General features: G+C 62.1%; 17 protein-coding genes. 6 read left to right on the top strand and 11 right to left on the bottom strand.

Annotation, left to right across the window (positions count from 1 at the left end):
* Positions 1-65 precede the first annotated feature (65 nt).
* Both PSH81_RS16530 and PSH81_RS16535 read right to left on the bottom strand, forming a co-directional pair.
* Positions 66-1,433, bottom strand: coding sequence for an MFS transporter (locus tag PSH81_RS16530; protein ID WP_305391092.1), 1,368 nt, complete (start codon positions 1,431-1,433; stop codon positions 66-68).
* 102 nt (positions 1,434-1,535) lie between these two features.
* A complete protein-coding gene (locus tag PSH81_RS16535; RefSeq protein ID WP_305391093.1) occupies positions 1,536-2,396 on the bottom strand; it encodes a Dyp-type peroxidase in 861 nt (286 codons plus the stop codon).
* 139 nt (positions 2,397-2,535) lie between these two features.
* Between PSH81_RS16535 and PSH81_RS16540 the strand changes: the two genes are divergently transcribed.
* Positions 2,536-4,152: an NADP-dependent glyceraldehyde-3-phosphate dehydrogenase gene (locus PSH81_RS16540; protein ID WP_305391094.1), complete on the top strand. Its 1,617-nt coding sequence runs from the start codon at positions 2,536-2,538 to the stop codon at positions 4,150-4,152.
* Between the two features lie 166 nt (positions 4,153-4,318).
* Positions 4,319-5,380 (top strand): FUSC family protein, encoded by a 1,062-nt coding sequence (locus PSH81_RS16545; RefSeq protein ID WP_226456393.1) that lies wholly within the window; start codon positions 4,319-4,321, stop codon positions 5,378-5,380.
* Between the two features lie 52 nt (positions 5,381-5,432).
* On the opposite strand, the gene PSH81_RS16550 is transcribed toward PSH81_RS16545, so the two are convergent.
* The gene (locus PSH81_RS16550) at positions 5,433-8,837 is read right to left on the bottom strand and encodes a hypothetical protein (protein WP_305391095.1); all 3,405 of its coding nucleotides are present in this window, start codon (positions 8,835-8,837) and stop codon (positions 5,433-5,435) included.
* Positions 8,838-9,126: 289 nt separating this feature from the next.
* Positions 9,127-9,879, bottom strand: a complete 753-nt coding sequence (locus PSH81_RS16555; RefSeq protein ID WP_192296577.1) for a TetR/AcrR family transcriptional regulator — start codon at positions 9,877-9,879, stop codon at positions 9,127-9,129.
* Positions 9,880-10,236: 357 nt separating this feature from the next.
* On the opposite strand from PSH81_RS16555, the gene PSH81_RS16560 reads away from it, so the two are divergent.
* Genes PSH81_RS16560 through PSH81_RS16575 form a run of 4 tightly spaced genes read left to right on the top strand, consistent with a single transcriptional unit; the run spans position 10,237 to position 14,821 of the window.
* Positions 10,237-10,944 carry an ABC transporter ATP-binding protein gene (locus tag PSH81_RS16560; protein ID WP_192296578.1) on the top strand — a complete coding sequence of 236 codons (708 nt, stop codon included), beginning with the start codon at positions 10,237-10,239 and terminating at the stop codon, positions 10,942-10,944.
* Positions 10,941-12,140, top strand: a complete 1,200-nt coding sequence (locus tag PSH81_RS16565) for an ABC transporter permease (RefSeq protein ID WP_226456395.1) — start codon at positions 10,941-10,943, stop codon at positions 12,138-12,140. Before PSH81_RS16560 ends, PSH81_RS16565 begins: the two co-directional genes overlap by 4 nt.
* Positions 12,133-13,596, top strand: a complete 1,464-nt coding sequence (locus tag PSH81_RS16570) for a TolC family protein (protein WP_226456396.1) — start codon at positions 12,133-12,135, stop codon at positions 13,594-13,596. Before PSH81_RS16565 ends, PSH81_RS16570 begins: the two co-directional genes overlap by 8 nt.
* Positions 13,586-14,821 (top strand): efflux RND transporter periplasmic adaptor subunit, encoded by a 1,236-nt coding sequence (locus tag PSH81_RS16575; protein ID WP_305391096.1) that lies wholly within the window; start codon positions 13,586-13,588, stop codon positions 14,819-14,821. Before PSH81_RS16570 ends, PSH81_RS16575 begins: the two co-directional genes overlap by 11 nt.
* A 132-nt stretch (positions 14,822-14,953) precedes the next feature.
* Here the strand turns inward: PSH81_RS16575 and PSH81_RS16580 are convergent, their stop codons facing one another.
* The 7 genes from PSH81_RS16580 to PSH81_RS16610 are packed head-to-tail and all read right to left on the bottom strand — an operon-like array spanning position 14,954 to position 22,096.
* Entirely contained in the window at positions 14,954-16,351 is a 1,398-nt protein-coding gene (locus tag PSH81_RS16580; protein WP_305391097.1) for an FAD/NAD(P)-binding protein, read from the bottom strand.
* Positions 16,352-16,363: 12 nt separating this feature from the next.
* Entirely contained in the window at positions 16,364-17,131 is a 768-nt protein-coding gene (locus PSH81_RS16585) for an ABC transporter ATP-binding protein (RefSeq protein ID WP_305391098.1), read from the bottom strand.
* 3 nt (positions 17,132-17,134) lie between these two features.
* Positions 17,135-18,475, bottom strand: coding sequence for an ABC transporter substrate-binding protein (locus tag PSH81_RS16590; protein WP_226456399.1), 1,341 nt, complete (start codon positions 18,473-18,475; stop codon positions 17,135-17,137).
* Positions 18,476-18,494: 19 nt separating this feature from the next.
* A complete protein-coding gene (locus tag PSH81_RS16595) occupies positions 18,495-19,544 on the bottom strand; it encodes a branched-chain amino acid ABC transporter permease (protein WP_226456400.1) in 1,050 nt (349 codons plus the stop codon).
* A gap of 4 nt (positions 19,545-19,548) precedes the next feature.
* Positions 19,549-20,430 carry a branched-chain amino acid ABC transporter permease gene (locus tag PSH81_RS16600; RefSeq protein ID WP_192296586.1) on the bottom strand — a complete coding sequence of 294 codons (882 nt, stop codon included), beginning with the start codon at positions 20,428-20,430 and terminating at the stop codon, positions 19,549-19,551.
* Entirely contained in the window at positions 20,430-21,200 is a 771-nt protein-coding gene (locus PSH81_RS16605; protein ID WP_226456401.1) for an ABC transporter ATP-binding protein, read from the bottom strand. The genes PSH81_RS16600 and PSH81_RS16605 overlap by 1 nt, the downstream gene beginning before the upstream one ends.
* Complete coding sequence (locus PSH81_RS16610; RefSeq protein ID WP_305391099.1) at positions 21,197-22,096, bottom strand: AMP-binding protein; 900 nt, start codon at positions 22,094-22,096, stop codon at positions 21,197-21,199. The genes PSH81_RS16605 and PSH81_RS16610 overlap by 4 nt, the downstream gene beginning before the upstream one ends.
* Positions 22,097-22,392: the final 296 nt, after the last annotated feature.

Below are 22,392 nucleotides of genomic sequence, written 5' to 3' on the forward strand. Positions count from 1 at the left end.
AACTGAAACATCCCGAAATATCCAGGTCGCCACGGTAGCCTTCCACACGCGTGTTTTACAACGCCCTACCCGGCCTTTTTTCCGTAGGGCAACAGACGCAGGCCGCTGGCCACCGCCCCCACCAAGGCAAAGCCACAGCCCAGCCACAATGCGACTTGCGGGCCGCTGTCGACGAACAGGTGAAAACACAATGCCACCAACGACGCGCCCAATGTCTGCCCAAGCAAGCGTGAAATCGCCACGATGCCACTGGCGCCGCCGCTGCGGGCCAACGGCGCACTGGTCATCAAGGCCTTGAGGTTGGGTGACTGGAAGAAGCCAAAACCGGCGCCACACAACGCCATCCGCCAGCCAATATCGAACGCCGACGCCCCATCGCCCAGGCTGGCCAATGCGGCCATACCGGCACTGAGCAGCAACAGGCCAATGCCGCACAACAGCCCCAGTGACACCCGGTCCGCCAAGCGTCCGGCCACCAGCGCCATCACCGCGACCACTGCCGGCCAAGGCGTCATCAGGAAACCGGTTTGCACCTGGCTATGGCCCAACACCGCCTGCAGCAGGAAAGGCAACGACACAAAGGCCAGGCCTTGGGCACTGAAGGCGCAAATCGCCGTCAGGGACGACAAGGCAAACAGCGGCCGCTTGAACAGATCCAGGGCCAGCATCGGCGCGGGATGCCCGGCCTGACGCCGCAGCAGTAACACACCGCAGACCAGCGCCAACGCAATCAACCCCAACGTCAACGCCCCCTGGGCACCATGCACCGCCGTGCCCAGGCCAAGCACCAACAGGGCGAACAATCCAGCACACAACAACGCCGCGAGGCGGTCGAACGCGTGCCCGGTCATCGGCAAGGTGGGCAACGAACGCAGGCCCAGGACCAAGGCCAACACCCCCAGCGGCACGTTGATCAGGTACAGCCAGTGCCAGGTGCTGACCGACAAAATCGCCGACGCCGCCGTCGGCCCGAGGGTAAACGCCAGCCCCACCACCAGCGAGTTATAGCCCAGGCCGCGGCCAAGCATGTTGGACGGGTAGATATGCCGCAGCAACGCGGTATTCACGCTCATGATCGCCGCGGCGCCCAGGCCCTGCACCACCCGCGCGGCGGTCAGGGTCTGCAGCGAACCGGCCAGGCCGCAAAACAGTGACGAGACGATAAACAGCAGTAAGCCGCCGAGATACACCCGGCGGTGCCCCAGCACATCGCTCAGCGACGCGAACGGCAGCACGGTGGCGATGATCGCCAGTTGGTAGGCGTTGACCACCCAGATCACCGACGCGGAATCCGTGCCGATGCCTTCCGCCAAGGTCGGTAACGCGGTATTGACGATGGCCGTGTCTAGGGTCGCCATGCCGATCCCCAGGGAAATCGCAATCACGGCAGGCAGGCGTTTATTGAGGGGCAACCCATCGGCAACAGAAGACATGAACGATCCGCGCAGGTGACAAAGGTGTCTAGAGTAAGGGCTGCGCGGAGTTTTTTCAGTGGCTGATTACAGGGCTGTCAGCATTTTCATGTTAAGCCGTGCTCAACGCGCCAGCGCGCTCAGGTCCAAACGCCCTTCGTTGATCGGCGGGCACCAGTAATATCCGCCGGTCAACGGCGTACTGATGCGATACAGGCCATCGACAATCCCGTCTTCCAGGCCGCTCATGCGGCGCAGTTGCGCTTCGAACGCATCGAACGAATGGCCGAACGCAAGGAACATCAACCCTGCCTGGCCGTTCTCGGCCCAAGGCATCGAGCGGCGGACCACAAAGGCTTCCGGGGTGAAGCTTTCCTGGGCGGTGCGTTTGGTGTGGGCAGATTCCGGGGCGTCGTCGAGTTCTTCGTTGTCGCCATGGCGGCGGCCGATGATGTGGTCGCGCTCCTGGGCCGGCAACGCGGCGAAGCCATCGAGGTCGTGCTGCCATTGCTGGATTGCGGCGAAGCTGGCGCCGCTGTCGGTCAAGGCGGCCTCGACGGCAGCGTCGTCGTGGGGGTTTTCGGTGCCGTCTTCGTAGTCGGTGAGGTCGAAACCGGTCTTGTAGCGGAAGCCTTCGGTCGACTGCACAAGACTGAACGCCGGGGCCAGGGCTTTTTCCAGCGCGCGGCTGCGCAACAGCAGTTCACCGCGATCCACGCCATGCAGCCAGACCCACAGCGCATGCTGGGTGGACGGGTTATGCGCGCCCGGGCCGCTGACGGTCGGGAACGTACGCAGGCCATCGATCTGCGCACCGAGCGCAGTCACCAGCGGCTCACCGAAACCGACCACTGCCGAATCCGTCAACTGCACCAGTGCGTCCAGCGCAGCGGGCACAGCGTCCAGGGAAGCCACGGCAAAAAACAGATGGCGTGCCTGCAAAGGCACCGGTGCGGCAAGAATGCCCGGCTGGTACTGACTCATGTGAACTCCTTCAAAATAAGGCGCGCAGTTTAACCGCCGCGCGCAAGCGTGAGTACAAGAATGCGCACAAGCCTTGCCTTAGAGCCTGTTGATGGGTGACTCTCTAGTCATGTTTTGCAACTATTCCAGGGGTAGCGACATGACCACCAGCAACCTGCTCGCCCAGCTGTTTCCCGCCTCCGCCGCCGAGATTCCCGAGCAATACCGCCTGGCGGCGCCTATTGAACAGCGCGAGTATCTGGTCGATGGCCAGTTGCGGATCTGGAATGGGCCGCTCGCCCAGGTGCAGAGCCCGGTGCAACTGGGTGAAAAACGCGTGCATATCGGCAGCACGCCGTTGCTGGACGCCGACACCGCCCTCACCGCCCTCGACGCCGCCGTGCGCGCCTACGACCGTGGCCAGGGTGAATGGCCGACGATGCGCGTGGTCGAGCGCATCAGGCACGTCGAAGCGTTTTTGCACCGCATGCGCGAGCAGCGCGACGTGGTGGTCAAGCTGCTGATGTGGGAAATCGGCAAGAACCTCAAGGACTCGCAGAAAGAATTCGACCGCACCTGCGACTACATCACCGACACCATCAACGCCCTCAAGGAACTCGACCGCCGCTCCAGCCGCTTCGAGCTGGAGCAGGACACCCTCGGCCAGATCCGCCGCGTCCCCCTGGGCGTGGCACTGTGCATGGGCCCCTACAATTATCCGCTCAACGAGACGTTCACCACGCTGATCCCGGCGCTGATCATGGGCAACACCGTGGTGTTCAAGCCGGCCAAGCTTGGCGTGCTGTTGATTCGCCCGTTGCTCGAAGCGTTCTGCGACAGCTTCCCGGCCGGGGTGATCAACGTGATCTACGGCAGCGGCCGCGAGACCGTCAGCGCGCTGATGGCCAGCGGCAAGATCGACATCTTTGCGTTTATCGGCACCAACAAGGCTGCCAGCGACCTGAAAAAGCTGCATCCAAAACCCCACCGCTTGCGCGCGGCGCTGGGCCTGGATGCGAAAAACCCTGGCATCGTGCTGCCCGAGGTGGACCTGGACAACGCAGTGAGCGAGGCCGTCACCGGCTCCTTGTCGTTCAACGGCCAGCGTTGCACCGCGTTGAAAATCCTCTTTGTACATGAAGACGTAGTCGCCAGCTTTATTGAGAAATTCAACCAGAAGCTGACCACCCTCAAACCCGGGATGCCGTGGGAAGACGGTGTTTCGCTGACGCCGCTGCCGGAAGCCGGCAAGGTCGACTACCTCAACGGCCTGGTGGCCGATGCCGCGCAACACGGCGCCCAGGTGGTGAACGCCCATGGCGGCGAAAGCCGCGGTTCGTTCTTCTACCCGGCGGTGCTGTACCCGGTGAACCCGCAGATGCGCGTATACCACGAAGAACAGTTCGGCCCTGTGGTGCCGATCGTGCCTTACCGCGACCTGGAGACCGTGATCGACTACGTGCTGGACTCGGATTTCGGCCAGCAGTTGAGTATTTTCGGCACCAACCCCGAAGCCGTCGGCAAGCTGGTGGACACCTTCGCCAACCAGGTCGGCCGCATCAATATCAACGCCCAGTGCCAGCGCGGGCCGGACACCTTCCCGTTCAACGGGCGCAAGAACTCGGCCGAGGGCACGCTGTCGGTGCATGACGCCTTGCGCGTGTTCTCGATCCGTACGTTGGTGGCGACCAAGTTCCAGGAGAGCAACAAGGCATTGGTCAGCGATATCCTGAAAAACCGTGACTCCAGCTTCCTGACGACCGACTACATCTTCTAAACACACCGCTGGCCAGTCTTGTGTGGGGCTGGCTTTTGTGGGAGCTGGCTTGCCTGCGATGCAGGCACCTCGGTCTTTCAGTCAGACCAGGGTGATGCAATCGCAGGTAAGCCAGCTCCCACAGTTGACTGCACGCGTCCTGACTATTGAGGCCATTTTAGTACCGATGAACCTGCCCCTCTTCGCCCGGCGCCTGCTGCGCCCGCTGCTCGACCCGTACCGCCGCTATCGCCACGCCAAGCTGATCCACGCCGTGCGCGTGTCCATCGGCCTGCTGGCGACGATCCTGCTGACCACCGGGATCAACCTGCCCCACGGCGAGTGGGCGTCGGTGACCATGCTCATCGTGATCGGCGGCTTGCAGCACCACGGCAATATCGGCAAGAAAGCCGTGGAGCGCGCCTACGGCACCTTGATCGGCGCCAGCGTCGGCTTGCTGCTGGTGCTGCAACAGGCGTGGCTGGGCCAGCCGCTGCTGACCTACTTGCTGATGTCCGTGGTGTGCGGGTTCTTTTCCTATCACGCCATCGGCAAGGGCGGGTACATCGCGCTGCTGTCGGCGATCACGGTGTTTATCGTCGCCGGGCATGGCGACAACCCTATATCGGATGGCTTGTGGCGCACCGTCGACATCCTCATTGGCATCGTGCTGGCCCTGGCCTTCTCGTTCGCCCTGCCGTTGTATGCGGTGTATTCGTGGCGCTACAACCTGGCCAGTGCGTTGCGTGATTGTGCCGAGATTTATAGCCGGATTATCAGCGGGCGGTCGGTCACCGATGATGAGCATTTCAAACTGCTTAACCGCCTGAATGCGGCGATGCTGCAATTGCGCTCGCTGATGCCCTCGGTGTCCAAGGAAGTCAAAATTTCCATGACCGAATTGGACGCTATCCAGCGTCATCTGCGCCTGTGCATCAGCACCCTGGAGATTCTTGGCAACACGCGTCCCGATCCTCGCGATGAACAGGCGATGGCGCGGATGCAAGTGATGTTGAAGGCCGAACATCGACAGATTCGCGTGCAGTTGGTGGGGATGGCGCGGGCGTTGAAGTCGGGGGTGGTGGAGCGCTTGGAGCGGCACGGCAACATCACAGCAGCGGAGCCTGTGCTGGATACACCGGTCTATAGTGCTCTGGATGGGTATCAGTTGTTGACGTTGCAGTTGTTGAGCAATGTCGATGCGATGCGTGCGCGGCTAGCAAAAACGTCAATCCGGTGGAGCATCTAAACAAGCGAAAACCGGAACAGATACAAAAGCATCTGCTCCGGTTCACCACCTGTCAGAAAATAACCAACGTCAACAAATTCCCCAGTTCAGACGCATTGATCTCACCACCGCTATAAAGGTTCTTACCGTAACGAGCCAAGAAGCCGGCACTGTCAGTTGACCAGAACGCTTGGTGAGCTTGCCCCCGCCAGCTCCCGCCACCATACACATCATAGATCTCCCGAAGCTCACCCAAGCTCGGCAACCGCCCTCCTCGGCCACTTGCCTGGCTGCCACTCTCGTGATAACCACCACCACCGCCAAAGTCCATGAAGTACTTCACACCGCCTACGCTAACGGTATAACCCAGTACATTGCCATCAGCATCAGTCACCGTGATGTACGCGCTTCCATTACCACGGACGCTGACTGCTCCCGTCTGCGAATTCACCCGCGCACACGCTTCATTGTTTGAGCGGTAGGTGTAAGGAGTGCGGCCGCCAGTGGCAGATCGCGTAAAGACACCTGGACCGCTGTGAGGTGCATAGTTTGGGTCATCTCTCCATAACCAGATACGTTGGTTCAGTGTAACTGCTCCGGTATTTATGGAGAGGGCAGCCCCCCGCTGAATGGTCGTGGTGCCAGACGAAGGCTGGGTGTCATATAACCCCACTGCCCTGTATGCATAACTGCGAACCTGAGCAAGAGTACGCGTATAGCTCCAGTCCCCACTCGCGTTTACCGGACGATCGATCAGCTGAACGTTGTTTTCATATAGCCGGACTTGCTGGTTGGCTGTGGCTTTGCCCTTAAGCGTCACGCTAGTGTCGTAGGTAGTAGCGTTGTTGGCCAGCTGGCCCCGTGAGTCGTGTACGGTCAGAGTAGGCGTAATGAAAGTTAAATGCTGAACGGTGTATTTGCGCACTGGAAACATCAATGCATCGGTCTTGTTTGCGCTGCGGTTGAAGCTGACCCAGCAACGTAACTCCAGTTCCGAAGCATTCTTGAGCGTACGCAATTCAGACACCAATGCCGGGGTGCTAATGCCACTCGTCACGCCGCCGCTGCCAACAAGTTCACCATCCAACAACACGCGCTCGTAGTCAGTGTCATCAGCATTTTTGCCGTGATACTCCAGCCAAACCCGTTGGAATTCTTGGGCAAAGTGCCAGGGCCCTGCCATCACCAGTTCCGTGCCAACAAGTGCACCCGTGTTGAGCGTATCGCCGCTATGCCCTTGGATGACGGGTTGCTGAAACGTCGGTGGCAACAGTTCCAGACTTAGTGCCGGCGACGGTGTTTCCCGCCCTCCGCGGATCAACCAGTACTGCACGGTGATGAACCTTCCGCCAGCCTGAATGTTAGCCCCCACCGTTTCCGCCGGCACATCAAAGTCAACAGTTTTGAATGTATTGCCAGGCTTGGTTTCGCAATAGGTCCCAACGCCATCATCACCTGTAAAGCACATTTTAATTTCATCAGAGGGCAGGATCTGCGGAGTCGTAACCCGGACTGTCGCGCCGTTTAGTGCCGCCTCGGCTTGCAACTTGTCGGGGTTTTTCTGCGCTTCCAGTACCTCTGGGCGGAGCAACGTGCCTATCGGGCTACCAACGGTTACTTCAAGCACTTCAGAATGCAACGGCCGCGAGCCATTCGCAGGAATCAGGGAATAACTCAAGCGGATAGTCCCGCCGAGATTGGCGTCTGCGTAGTGCCTGTCCAGTGAAAATAGAACAGGTCTACCCGCTGTCGCTGTGCTGAGACGGATTTCACCGTTGGTACTGCCGGTCGGGGCGCTTCCTACCAGGCGCCATTGAAAGAGGTCGCCGGGGGCGGTCCTCAAATAGGGCAGTGTGATATCGAGCTGACCAAACAGGTCACGCGGGTCCAAGTTGTCCTGATCATCGACCCTATCGATTTCCGGCCGTGGCATTTCAGCTAATCGAGGGCCGAACTCCACGAACGTCGATTCGGACTCGCGAACGGTTTGCGTGCCCGCCCCCAGCAGGCGGACCACGCCATCGTCGACCTTATAGAAAACCCTCACTGGGCCCAACCCAATGAACCGCGAAAAAATGGCGTTAGAGACCGTGCGAAAACGCGTTGGCGGCGGTGGATCGCCTGCGATGTGGCTGACTTCATAGGAGACAATCCCCCCGCCCGGCAAGTAAGCCTCCATACAGAGGGTGACCAGGTAACCGGGGTCGTAGGGGGTGAAGGACGGGTTGGGATACTCAACGGTGACGAAAGGTTCGCTGGGGTCTACCACGCCCCCCAGGGCTTGCACCACATTGACCGCCGGCATATTCGCAATCGTGCCGGAGATCAGGACCGTCAACGACTGGGAGGTGGCTATTGATGTTCCCAATGGGAAATCCAGCCGCCAGGTAATCTTCATCGAGCCCTGGACCAACTGTTTGATAATGTCCTCATCTACATTGAAAAAACTGGACCGGCCCGGATTAACCAAGGCATCGGGCAATTCCACTGTAAAGGTGGAACTATCGGCGCGGGTACAGCTCAACGTCACTACGATACGAGCGCCCGCAGGCGTCAAGCTTCCATCTGGCAGCCGACGAGGAGTAACAACCTCGACCCGGAAATTGCTTCCCGCCTCTTCGTCATAGTTGACTGTTGTCGCGTCCATAAAGTTGACTTGGAAGTACGCGCGCTCAAGCAGGCTCGGATCTAGCTCGGCTAGCAGGTTCACAGCTTGAGAAAAGTGTTCAACATGCCCCGAGCGATTTTCAACCTCATCAAAAACCTGATAGCGGATAGATATCAGCCCGCTGCCGGTACCAATGATCGCAGGGGGGACCTCCACCTCAATCGGTTTCAGGCCTTCAGCATGCTCATCATCGAGCTCAAAGATCACCAAATTCAAGATTGTGTCCCAGTACAGATACACCTTATCGCGCACACGTTTGCCGGGGTAATCGATGGTCAGCGTCACACCTAGCGCCGCACGCTCTGGCGTCAAGACTGCACCAGGGCCTGCCAGGTCAGCAGGCAAACTCAACTGCAGTTTATCGTGGTAGCCCAGCCCAGGCTGCTCGTCGAGACCTGGCCTTTCCACCTTGGCGAAAACAGTCAGATTGTCCGAGGTGCTAGGGGTGCCGGGGCCATTTCGAACCACACGTGAAAACACCGGAAATGTGAGGCCTAGCGGAAACCGTTCTTCTTCTATGACAAGCCGGAAGAAGCTATTGGTTTCCTCGCCGGACCTGACAAAGTCCGACGCCAGTGGGATGACACTATTCTGCGCGTAAATCTCAAAAGTATCGCCGATGCTTAATCCGGTCCATCGGGAGAGCGTGACAAGCAAATAGGGCTGAAGATGGCGTGCGCCCAAGCCTATATCTGCCCCCACTACACCTAGTACCGGGTTGGAAAAAATCGGCGGTTCAAGATCATTGACGTGCGTGGAAGGCTGGCAACAAACAGGCAGGTGCGACTGCACCGCTGGTTCTTTAGACATGATTGAACTCCTTGAACGCGGGCCTTTCAGGCCACGAGACAAGGAAATCAAACTCCTGGAGAGTCTTAGCGTCTACCTGTCAGAACTGACAGTCACGACGAGTGGTACTGCATTGCGTGGTCATCTTGCGAGCGTGACATTTGTGCTTTGCAAGTGGGTTCACATCTTTCCCTACATATTTTTCACGATTTATTCACATCTGCAGCCGTAGTGTGAAGCCTCATCCGTTACAAATGTTGCATATCAAGCCCGCCGCCCCAGCGGGCTTTTTTTTTGCCTCGGATCTGCTTTAACGCGAAGCCTTGGCGACCGGCGCCGCCGCCTGTTCACGAATCGCACGCTGGGTATCCAATACCCGCGCCAACGCGGTTTCAGCCTCGGGGCTCTGTTGCGGGACACGAATGGCCGCCGACACCAACGTGATCAACTTGGCCATCACCTCGGCATCCGTCGCCGGGCGGCCCAGGCTCATGGAGTTCATCAGCAGGCGCAGTTCCGTGCCGGCCATCACTCCGGAAATCGCCTTGAGCGCAAATTGCAGGCGTACGCCCAGTTCATTGCGCGGCAGGTCCGGCAAGGCCAGGGCGAAGGCTTCGAAGAAACGCTGGAACACCGGCTGGTAATGCACCTTGAGGTATTCCTGGATAAACGGCGAGGTGTCGCTGTACACGCGACCGAGGAAGCGGATGAACGAACGGCCTTCCCCACTGGCTGGGTCGCTGCGTTCCAGGCCCATGGCCGGGGCGAACAGCACGCCGAGCAGGGTGTCGCAATCGAGGGGGCCGTCGGATTCGGCCTCGCAGCGGGCCAGCAGCTCCAGGCGCTGCTCGTTGAGCGGCTCCAGGCGTTGCATCAACAGGGTTTTCATCAGGGAATCCTTGTCCCCGAAGTGATAGTTCACGGCGGCCAGGTTGACTTGGGCACGTTCGGTAATCTGGCGTAACAAAACCGCGTCATATCCGTACTTGATAAAGAGGGCCTCAGTCGCATCCAGCAATCGAGTTTTGGTAACGTTTGGAGCGCTGAGTTTCTTCGCGACCATAAGAGTTCCACGGCGGAAATATTGTTTTAAAAAATAATTTGATTTTTTATACCGGGGCCGCCCGTCGAAAGCAAGTAGTGACACACCACCATGCTATCCAAAGCCTTTGAAAACGGGGACATGGAGGCTGGTCAAAGGGGTTGATGGGGGCTCGAAACGGCCAGCGGGAACTTCGTTTCAAAGGGTAAAACCGCTCTACATCCATGGCTGGCGAAGCGCATTGAACGCGGTTACTATTCAAAGAATATTTTAAAAACAAGAAATAAAACCGGTCCATGACGCCTACCCGGCAGCACCCGATCTTGTTACAAGGCTTTACCGGGAGTACGGGGTAGCGTCGAGACTGAAGGCGTAGTCATGATGACAGATACCCCCGCGCACCCAGGCTTGATCTCCCTGCAAGGCATCGGCAAACGCTACCAGTTGGCCGGGCAGCCATTGTCCATTCTCAATGATGTGTGCCTGTCCATCGCCCGTGGCGACAGCTGCGGTATTCTCGGCGCCTCCGGTTCCGGCAAAAGCACCCTGCTCAATATCCTCGGCCTGCTCGACTTGCCCAACTGTGGCAGGTACCACTTCGCTGGCCACGACATCTTCAACGCCACGCCCGATGAACTGGCCGCGATCCGCAACCAGCAGATCGGTTTTGTATTCCAGAGTTTCAACCTGCTGCCGCGCCTCAGTGCCCTCGATAACGTCGCCCTGCCCCTGAGTTATCGCGGCGTGTCCCGCCATGAATCGGTGGCGCAGGCGCTGCGCATGCTTGAACAGGTCGGCCTGGCCGACCGCGCTCACCACCGCCCCGCCGACCTCTCCGGCGGCCAGCGCCAACGGGTCGCCATCGCCCGGGCGCTGGTGGGCAACCCCTCGGTGATCCTCGCCGACGAACCCACCGGCAACCTCGACAGCAGCACCGCCCAGGACATCATGGACCTGCTCCTGGCCCTCAACCGCGAGCAGCACGTCACCCTGATCATCGTCACCCATGACCCGCAGATCGCCGCACGCCTGGAGCGCAAGATCCTGGTGCGCAACGGCGTGGTGCAAGAGGCCGCGCACCCATGAGCCTGCGGGTCGAGCAGAGCCTGAGCCAACTGCTGCATGAAGCGTTCCTCAGCCTGCGCACCCTGGGCAAGCGCTCGGTGCTGGCGTTGCTCGGCATCGTGATCGGCAGCTCGTCGGTGGTGGCATTGATCAATATCGGCCACAACGCGGCGGTGGATGCCGCGATGATCTTCAAGGACATGGGCACCGACACCCTGATCGCCGGGTTCCCGCCCAAGGGCAGCAACGCGGTGACCATGCGTGCGCGCCTCGACCTCGACGCCGTCCGCCAGGCCGTGCCGGGCATCGCGCATATCGGCGCGCTCAGCCTGTTCAGCGGGCCCGTCGTGTTCCATGGGCGTACGGCCAACGCCAACTACGTCGGCAGCACGCCGGGCCTGCCAGATGCGATGCGCTTGAGCCTGGCCGAGGGGCGTTTTTTGTCGGAATTCGATGCCAATGAAACCTACGCGGTGATCGGCGACCAACTCGTGCAGGCCCTGAGCGCCCCCGGCGACCCGCTGCAACTGGGAGATCGGGTACGCATCAACGACTACCTGTTCCTCATCGTCGGCATCCTGCACCGCCAACCGCGCGCGATGTTGATGCCGGTGCAGGGCGGCGAATCGCTGTTTATCCCGGCCGAAGGCATGCGCCGCATCTACGCCACCCCGCAGATCAACAACGTGGTGATCCGTGCCGCACCCGGCCAGGACATGGAGCACATGGCCGCAGCCGCCAGCGCCGCGCTGCAACCCCAGCTCAGCGAACACAGCGTGGACATCACCGTGCCCCAGCAAATGATCGACGGCATGACCCGGCAAAGCCGCACCTTCGCCTACCTGCTACTGGCGCTGGGGGCGATCTCCCTGGTGGGCGGCGGGGTCGGCGTGATGAACGTGATGCTGATGAACGTGTCGCAGCGCCGCCGCGAAATCGGCATCCGCATGGCCCTCGGCGCGCGTCAGCGTGACATCCGCAACCTGTTCCTGCTCGAAGCCGTGACCCTCACCGCCGTCGGCGCGCTGTGCGGCGCGGTGCTGGGCATGGGCGCCGCGTGGCTGTACGCCTGGCTGTCCGGCTGGGAGTTTGCCCTGGCCGTCGCCGCCCTGCCCCTTGGGGTCGGCAGTACGTTGTTGGTGGGTCTGTTCTTTGGTATCTACCCGGCGGTCTCGGCCTCGCGGTTGCAGCCGGTGGAGGCCTTGCGCGATGAATAAATGGCTCGCCGTCGTCGCCCTGATCAGCCTGCCGTGCATGGCCGCCGACGTGCTGATCAACCCTTCGGCGCCCAGCAGCGCGCGCAGCGTCTCGTTGAATGCCCAGGTCACCGCCCTGACCCTGGGCGATGCGGTGTACCTGGGCCTGCGCAACAATCCGGCGATCCGCAGCGCGTACCTGCAACGGGTGGCGCAGAAGTTCGACCTGCGCGTGGCCGAAGACGTCTTCAGCCCCAAGCTCACCCTCAACAGCTACTACCGCAGCACCCGCGGTTCGGCCGACAACGCACGCAACGCCAACGTGGCACCGGCCACCAGCCTGCTCGGCGAGTACGGCACGCGCCTGAGCATGGCCTGGACCCAGCAACTGAACAACGCCAATCGCGCCGGCCGCTACCGCAGCGACGGCCTCGACCTGGCGCTGATCCAGCCGCTGATGCGGGGGGCCGGCTGGGACGCCACCACCGCCCCACTGCGCCTGTCGCGCCTGGCGGAACAGGCCAACCGCCTCAACCTCAAGGCCACCGTGGCGCAGACCATCAGCCAGATCATCGCCACCTACCGCGAACTGCTGCGCGCCCAGGAACAACTGAGCATCGTGCAAGATGCGCTCAAACGCTCCGACACCCTGCTGGAAGTGAACAAAGCATTGATCAGTGCCGGGCGCATGGCCGAGTTCGAAATCGTGCAGACCGAAGCCGACATCGCCACCCAGCAACTGGGCGTCGAAGAAGCCCGGAACCAGCTCGACACCACCCGCCTGGCGTTGCTGCGCCTACTGGCCCTGGACCTGTCCACGCCGATTCGCGCCACAGAAGCCCTCGAGGCCAGCCCCATGCAGATCGACAAGGGCCAGGCCTTCAACCTCGCGCAAAACCAGCAGCCGGAATACCTAGCCGCCCTGCTCGGCAGCCAACAGGCCGACCTCAACCTGGTGATCGCCAAGGATTCCGGACGCTGGCAAGTGGACCTGGTCGCCGGCGCCAACCAGATCCGTGACGCTTATAACAACGACGCCGGCAGCCGCAACAACCGCACCTGGGACAGCTACGCCGGGGTGCAGGTGCAGATCCCCATCGGCGACATCAGCACGCGCCAGGCCGAAGTGCGCGCGCGGGTGAACGTGGAAGACCAGCAGATCCGCATCACCGACGCCCGCCAGGCCCTGGAGCGCAGTGTCAACGATGTGGTGCGCGACCTCGGCACCCGCTGGCGCCAATATGAAATCTCCCAGCGCGCCGTGGAGCTGTCGCGGCGCAAGATCGAGATCGAACGGGAAAAACTCAGCGCCGGGCGCTCCACCAACTTCCAGGTGCTGAGTTTCGAGGCCGATTTGCGCAATGCCGAAAACGCGCAGCTCAATGCGCTGATCGCTTATCTGAACGCCCAGACCCAGCTCGACTTGACCCTGGGCATGACGCTGGAAAGTTGGGAAATCGCCCTCAATGACTACTAATCAAAAACGCCTGCTGGGCGCCGGGTTGATCGTGCTGTTGGTCGGCGCCGGGCTGACCTGGCGCAGCACCGCCGAAAGCCCGGCCACCGCCACCGAGCAATGGCTGGCGGTGAACCCCGAGCCGCTGGTGCATCAGATCGGCCTGGTGGGCAAGATCGAGCCCGACACCACCCTCATCCTCACCGCGCCCTTCGATGGCAATGTCGAGGCGAACCTGGTGGAGCAAGGCCAGCGGGTCGACGCGGGCCAGGTGTTGCTGCGCATGGACCCGGCGACCCTCGAAGTGCAACTGCGCGAAGCCCTCGCTGCCCAACTCAAGGCACGTCGCACCGTGCAGGAGATGCAGGACTGGGACAGCAGCCCTGCCGTCAGCCGCGCGCGGCGCAGCCTGCGCACCGCCGAAATGAACGCGGGCAACACCCAACGCAAACTCAGTGAAAGCGAAAACCTGTTCCAGCGCGGCATCATCCCGCGCAACGAACTGGACGACCTCAAGCAACAGACCCGCCAGCAACAACTCGATCTCGCCGCGGCCCGCAGCGAACTGCAACAGGCCATCGACCAGGGCAAGGGCGAATACCGCCAGATCGCCGACATGGAACTGACCAATGCCACGGTCAAATACGACGCCCTGCGCACGCTGCTGGCAGGCCGCGAGGTCAAGGCGCCGTTCTCCGGAATCGTGGTGCCCGCCCCCGGCAATACCTCGACGCCAGGCAGCAACAACGCGCCGGTGCAGGCCGGCAGCAAGGTCAACCAGGGCCAGGTGTTGTTTGGCCTGGCGAATATCGAGCGGTTGAAGATCGTCGCCAAGGTCTCGGAATTGGACATCAACAGGTTGCATCAAGGCCAGGCCGTGGAGGTGCTCGGCGACGGGTTTGATGGCGAACGGCTCAACGGCGTGGTCAGCGTGGTCAGCGGCTTGGCGATTGCCGGTGACAGCCAGGGCAGCGCGCAGTTTGCGGTGAGCCTGTCGATTCCCAAGCTCACGCCACAGCAGTTGCAGCGGGTGCGATTGGGCATGAGTGCGCGGTTGACCATTGTCACTTACAACAATGCACAGGCGATCGTGGTGCCGGCGCAGGCGCTCGCTGGCGGTGAAGTGGAGTACCGGGAGGCGCTGGACAAGCCGGTGGAACGGGTCAAGGTCACGACCGGGCAAGCGACGGCGCAAGGGGTCGAGGTCTTCGGCCTAAAACCCGGCTTTATCAAAACCCCCAGATAACCTTGTAGTGAGCGGGCTTGCCCCGCGCTGGGGGGCGAAGCCGCCCCAAAACGGTCCGCCGCGGTGTATCAGAAAGACCGAGGTGCCGGGATTTGGGGCGGCTTCGCCCCCCAGCGCGGGCAAGCCCGCTCACTACAAGGTCGGGGTCAGTTTTGAGGCGAGGGCTTTGGCTTGGAGTGCTACGTCGGTGACGGCCGTGCTTTCCCACCACAGCCCCCGCAACGGCGGGCCCATGGCGAACAAACGGCTGCTGACTTGCCCTTGCGAGTCCACCACCGCCCCACCCGCATCTGCCGCAATCCCCAATGCCAGCGGCCCGGGCCGGATCAAGCCGCGCTTGAGCAATTGCTGTGGCAGCGGCCGGGCTACGCGGCGCCAGTCATATTCGATGCCGCTGGAGTTGATCAGCGCCGCCCCCCGAACCCGAGTGATTGCCTGCTCGCCGCGATAGCGCACGCGAATGCAAACGCCGTCTACCGACGGCTCCAGGCCTTTGTACGACGCCGCCTGAATACGCAAGCGCCCCGCTTCATGCAAGCGCGCCACCAACTGCGCGCTCAACGGCGGTGAGCGGTGGTGATGACTCTCCCACCACGGCCGCACATGCCTCACGAACTGACGCTTTTGCCGCTCACTGGCCTGGCTCCACAACCGGCCGATATGCGCACGCACGGTGTCCAGCGGCGCTTGCCAATCGATGCCCTGGGCCTGTGCGATCCGGCATTGGCGGCGCACCTCGCGCAGCAGTTGCCGAGGGCTGCGCAGGCTCGGGTCTTCGGCGAGAAAGTCCACCCAGGCCGGCGGCTGCCGACGCACATGGGGCAACAACCCATGCCGTGAAAAAACCTCGATAGGCCCGCGATGCCCGGCCAGTTCCAGGGACACCACGGCGTCGACCATGGTCAGCCCGGAGCCGATGATCAGCACGCTGGCCTGCGGGTCAATCTGGGTCATGCTGCTCACGTCCCATGGGTCAACCGCCGCCGCGTTCAAACCGCTGGACTCGGTCTGCGGCGTACGCGCCGCCGGAAACATTCCGGTGGCCAGCACCGCAAAGGCGCCGCGCAGTTGCTGGCCGTTATCCAGGGTCAACAACGTCGCCGCTTCATCCACTTGCACATCGACCACTTCGCCGCGCACATGCTCGACCGTCGACGCCGACAACGCCTGGGCCTGCGCCAACCGCTGCTGCGCATACAAGCCAAAGATCCCGCGCGGTGGGAACAATTCGCTGATCGGCACGCGCTGCTGGTGCGCCTGCGGCCAGCCACCGGCACCGATGTAGTCGGTGAGCCATTGGGTCAGGTCATCGGCGTTGTCCGGGTCGACGCTCATGCGTGCGGCGTTGCCGTTCAACGTGTGGCCCAGCTCAACTGCGCTGTAGGCCTCGCCACGGCCGAGTTCGGCGCGCGGTTCGATCACCAGAATCCGCCGCTGGCCCGGCCGGCGCAGTAGTTGCACCGCGAGCATCGTGCCACTTAGCCCGCCGCCGATGATCAAAACATCGGCGTTGCGGATGGAGTCAGTCATGCCTGTTCGCCTTTACTGTTTACCCAGATAAATGTCGTGCAAGTCGCCCCGCGCCAGCAGCTGCGCCGCGTTGCCACTCAAGGCCACGCGGCCAGTATCCAGCACGTAACCGTGGGACGCATAGGTGAGCGCGACGTTGATGTTCTGCTCGGCGATCAGGAAGCTCACCTGCTGCTCGCGGTTGAGCTGAGCGATGATCGCGAAAATCTCCTGCACGATCATAGGCGCCAAACCCATGGACGGCTCGTCGAGCAGTACCAAAGTAGGACGGGTCATCAACGCCCGGCCAATGGCGACCATCTGCTGCTCGCCGCCGGAGGTCAGCCCGGCGCGGGTGTGGCGCCTGGTCTTGAGCCGGGGAAACCAGCTGTAGATACGCTCCAGGTCGTGCTCCATGTCCTGGCGACTCAGGCGCCGCACAAAGCCGCCGCTGCGCAGGTTGTCTTCCACGCTCAGTTGGCCGAACACATGGCGGCCCTCCAGGACGTGAACCATGCCTTGGCGCACGCGCTGGCTGGGGTCGACACCGGCCAGGTCGGCGCCGGCGTACTCAATCACCCCCCGGCTGACTTCGGCGCGCTCGGCGCGCACCAGGCCGGAAATCGCCTTGAGTGTGGTGCTCTTGCCTGCGCCATTGGCGCCGAGCAAGGCGACGATGGCGCCCTTGGGCACGTGCAGCGAAACCCCGGCCACCGCCAGGATCGCACCGTCGTAGATCACTTCGATGTCGTTGACCGTCAGCAACGACGGGGTGGCGGATGCAGCGGCGGGCTGGTGCATGGTTTATTCATCCCCGATGCAGGTGCGCGGCGTCAGGCCTTTTTCCTTGGCGAAGGCGGCGGATTTTTCGTCGATCAACGGCCGCAACAGTGCACGGTCGGCCGGGATCCATTCACTGACCAACGTCCAGTTGGCGCCGTCCCATTGCTGTACCCGCGCCGAACCGCCGCCTTCGTGGTCACGGCACGACAGCTTGAGGTTTTGCATCAGGCCCAGGTAGCCCATGTCCTTGAGGCGAGCGTCGTCGATATTCAAGTGCTCCAGGCCCCAGCGGCCTTCTTCGCCGTTGAGCGGGCGCTTGCCGAACTTGGCCTGGGCGGTACGTATGGCTTCCACCGCCACGGCGGCATTCACCAGGCCGGAGTTGTAGTAGACGCTGCCGAAGTTTTTCAGGTCCTTGAGGTCGCTGTGGCCCTTGTCGAGGATGTAGTGCTTGAGGCGTTTGTGGATCTCGAAGTCGGCACCGGCCGGGTAAGGCGTCAGCGCCAGGTAGCCTTTGGCTGAGCTGCCAGCGGGCAACACGTCTTCGCTGGAACTGGCCCAGATGTCGCCGATGATGTGGTCGACCGGAAAGCCGAAGCGTGCGGCAGTCTTCACCGCCACCGGGGTGGATACGCCCCAGGTGCGCAGGAACACCCAGTCCGGGTTGGCCTGGCGCACCTGGCGCCATTGTGCCGATTGCTCGTTGCCTGGGTCGGCCACCGGGATCTGGATATTTTCAAAGCCGTACTTCTCGGCGAGCAGCTTCAGCGGGCCGAGGGTTTCGCGACCATAGGCCGAGTCGTGGTAGACGGTGGCGATCTTCTTGCCCTTGAGTTTGTCGAACCCACCCTCGCGCTGAGCAATGTAGTTCACCAGCGTCGACGCCTCACTGTAGAAGGTCAGCATCACCGGGAAGTTGTACGGGAACACCGTGCCGTCGGTGGCCTCGGTGCGCCCGTATCCGAGGGTGATCAGCGGGATCTTGTCCACTTCCGCACGCTCGCTCAGGGCATACGCCGCCGGTGCGCCGTTGGGCTGGTACACCGCCACCGGCGCGCCATCCAGGCCGTTCTTGAAGCGCTCGTAGCACTCGATGCCTTTCTCCGCCGTCCACTCGGTCTCGCACTCTTGCCACACCAGCTTGACGCCGTTGATACCGCCTTCGACCTCGTTGATATAGCGCAGATAGTCGATCATTCCGGCCCACACCTGCACGCCGCTGGACGCATAGGCGCCGACGCGATAGGTCGCCAGGGGAATAAATTGCTGATCGGCCGACGCCACGGCCTGGGGCACAGCACCGGCCAATGCCGCCAGTGCAAAGGCAGCACCGGCGAAAGAACGTTTCAAGGATGCACGCATGAAGGATTCTCTTGGGAAGTTAGAAACGCAGCGGCCACTGCCGCACACGGTCACGCAGGTTGTGCAACAAGCGAATCAAGCCCTCGGGTTCCTTGATCAGGAACACGATGATCAACACGCCAAAGATGATTTTTTGCAGGTTCTGCAACTGCCCCGCATCCACCGCGCCGCCGAACAACGCCTGCCCAGCATGACTGAGGAAAATCGGCAGCAAACTGATAAAGGCCGCACCGACAAAGTTGCCGGCGATGCTGCCCATACCGCCGATAATGATGATGAACAGGATCTGGAATGAGCGATTGATGTCGAAACTGCTGGCGCTCGCCGTGCCCAGGTAGGCAAAGGCCCACAGCGCACCGGCGATGCCGAGGTAGAACGAACTGACGGCAAACGCCAGGCGCTTGTAGCGCACCACCGGGATGCCCACCACGGCGGCGGCGGTGTCCATGTCGCGGATCGCCATCCAGTTGCGTCCGACCTGGCTGCGCACCAGGTTGATCGCGGTCCAGGTCAACACCACCACCGTCACCAGCGTCAGCAGATAGCGGCCCAGCGGCGTGTTGAGGTCATGGCCGAACAGCGCCAGCTTCGGCGCGGAGATGGTCCCGGAGGACCCGTAGTTGTAGAACCAGGGGAATTTGACGAACAGCCACTCCAGGAAAAACTGCGCGGCCAAGGTGGTGACCATCAAATAGAAGCCCTTGATCCGCGCGCTGGGCAGGCCGAACAACAGCCCGACCAGCGCGCTGATAATCCCACCGCCCAGCAGCGCCACCGGCAAGCCCAGCTCCGGCAGACGCAGCAGAAAGCCATAGGTGGCAAACGCGCCGACGGCCATGAAACCCGCCGCGCCCACCGAAGTTTGCCCGGTGTAGCCAGTCAGCAAGTTCAGGCCAAGCCCGGCCAGCGACAACACCAGGAACGGAATCAGGATCGCGTTCAGCCAGTAGTCATTGCCCCACAACGGCACCACGATGAACGCCAGCGCCAACAGGCCGATCAGGCCCCAAGGGAGGCGCCGCTGGATCAGCACCAACGGCGCGCAGTGTTGCGCAACAGGAATCGACATGGTTTCAGACTCGCTCGATGGCGCGCTCGCCGAACAGGCCGGCGGGACGGATATACAGGAAGGCCAGGGCCAATACGTAGGCGAACCACGGCGTGATGCCGCCGCCGATCAACGGGCCGATATACACCTCGGCGAGGTTCTCCGCGGCCCCGACAATCAGCCCGCCGACGATCGCCCCGCCAATCGAGGTAAAGCCGCCGATGATCAGCACCGGCAGGGCCTTGAGCACCACCAGCGACAGCGAAAACTGCACGCCCTGGCGCGCGCCCCACAACAGCCCGGCGACCAGCCCGACCACCCCGGCCACGGCCCAGACGATCTGCCAGATACGGTTGAGGTTGATACCGATGGACAGCGCCGCCGTGGTGTCATCCGCCACCGCGCGCAACGACACACCGATGCGGGTCTTGTTGAACAACAGCGCCAACACCGTCACCAGCACCACCGCCACCGCCGCCGCGATCAGGTCAAACTGGCTGAGCATCAGCGGGCCGACGAACAGCGGCACATCGTCGATGCCCAGATCCAGAGCGCGCACCTGCGAGCCCATCAGGCCCTGGGCGAGGCCTTCGATGATGAACGAGAGGCCGAGCGTGGCCATGAACAAGGTGATCTGCGAACGGTTCACCAAGGGCCGCAGCACCAGGCGCTCGATCAGCAGCGCACCGAGGCTCATCACGATCACCGTGAGCAGCAACGCCAGGGCAAACGGCACCCCCTGATCATGCAGGCTGACGAAGGTCAGCGCGGCGAACAGCAGCATCGCGCCCTGGGCAAAGTTGAACACGCCGCTGGCCTTGTAGATCAGCACAAAGCCGATGGCGACCAGCGAGTACATGGTGCCGGCGAGCAGGCCGCCGAGCAGGGTTTCGAAGAAGAACGTCATCAGTGCGCCGCTCCCAGGTAGGCCGCGATCACTTCGGGGTTGGCTTGCACTTGCGCGGGCGTGCCGTCGCCGACCTTACGTCCGTAGTCGAGCACCACCACGTGGTGGGACAGGCCCATCACCACGCCGATGTCGTGTTCGATCAACACCACGGTGGTGCCCAGGTCACGGTTAACGTCGGCGACGAAACGTGCCATCTCCTGTTTTTCCTCGGCGTTCATGCCGGCCATGGGTTCGTCGAGCAGCAACAGACTGGGCCCGGCGATCAGCGCCCGGCCCAACTCCACGCGCTTTTGCAGGCCGTAGGACAGGTTGCCCACCAGCACATCGCGGTGGGCTTGCAGTTCGAGAAATTCGAGCATGCCCTGGGCGCGCCGGCGGAACGCTTCGGCCTCGCGGCGTGCGCGGGGCAGGCCCAGGGCTTGCTCGATGAACGTGCTGCGCATATGCCGCGAGAGGCCGGTGAGGATGTTGTCGAGCACGCTCATTTTCTTGAACAGCGCGTTGTTCTGAAAGGTGCGGCCGATGCCGCGGCGCGCCGCACCCAATGGGTCGATGCGGTGAAAGTGCCGGTCTTCGAAGACGATCTCGCCGGCATCGAAGCGATACACGCCGTTGAGCACATTGAGCAACGAACTCTTGCCCGCGCCGTTGGGCCCGATCAACGCGCAGATCTCACCGCGCTGCACGTCAAAGGACAAGGCATTGATCGCCTTGACCCCTTTGAACGACAGCGAGATGTCGCGTACCTGGAGAATGGTTTGGCTCATGCGATGTCCCGTTTGAATTCAGCCAGCCACGTAGGCGAAGCGGTGGCTTTCAGGGGTTGCCAGATGTAGGCCAGGCGCTGGAAACCGAGCAGCTTGCGCACGCGGTTTTTCAGCAGCCGGCGCAGGCCGCTTTGCGGGTGGGCGATGGCCCACTCGCACAGGCGTCGGCGCCAGGTACCGTGGGGCGCGAGGCGGCTTTCGATTTCCGCAGCCAGGTGCTGCAGGCGTTCGGCAGACAACAGCAAGCCGGTGGGCGCGACTTCGCGGCGGTCGCGCTGCGCCGAGGCCAGGCTTTCCGGGAAAGCCAAGCCGTGGCCGGTGTTGAGCCACTGCTCCAGCAGCACCGCCAGGCCGCCCTGCCAGTGGGTGCCCTCTTCGCTCCACAAGGCGGTTTCGCCGGCCGGTTGCCACCAACGCACGAGGTGTTGCGCGGGGTCGACCGGGCCGAGCAACTGGACGAAATCCAGCGGGTTGGCGCACGCCCAGTGCCGTTGCTGACGGCCTTGCACATAAGAATGGCTGGGGCGGATACGCCATAGTTGGTGCTGCACCGCTTCCGCCTCCAGGTCATCGGCCAAGGTCAGCACCTGCCCGTCGACGGCTTGGGCGGCCAGGGCCAGCAGCAACAGGTTCGGCTCAAACGCACCGCACAAGACCAAGCGCGACTGCTCGTTGAAGCCTTGCTGGCGCAAACCATCGGCCAGGCGCTCAACGTCACGCAAGGCGTCGATCCAGCGCCACGCATACCACTGGCCCTGGCGCTTGTGACGCAAGGCGGTGTGCAGCGGGGTGATCTGCGCCCAGTGGTGCAGTTGTTCAAGGGCCTTGGGCAGGTTGCCAAGCAGTTCGGCGGGCCATTCCACGGCCAGCGGGCGTTTTAGTTCATGCACGCTCATAGGGAGTATTCCTATAGAGGGTTAAGCGTGCGGTGGTCCGCTGGCTGAGAGTGGTGTGTATCGATGCAGTGCAGGAGTCGTGCCTACAGGCACATCCGCCGAAACCCTGCTGTTTCTCACCTATCATCGCCCCGGCGCTCGGTGCGGATTGAACAAAGTGTGTGTTCGCTGTTGCGAGAGCAACATTTTAGCCAATGACTGATTGCCCTCCGTAATTGCTATTTATTCTAAACAAATCACGGATTAAACCTGTCACCTTTGACAGTATAAAAACCCCATCGCCCCCGATAACCTAC

The organism is Pseudomonas sp. FP2335 (genome assembly GCF_030687535.1).
Lineage (GTDB): Bacteria > Pseudomonadota > Gammaproteobacteria > Pseudomonadales > Pseudomonadaceae > Aquipseudomonas.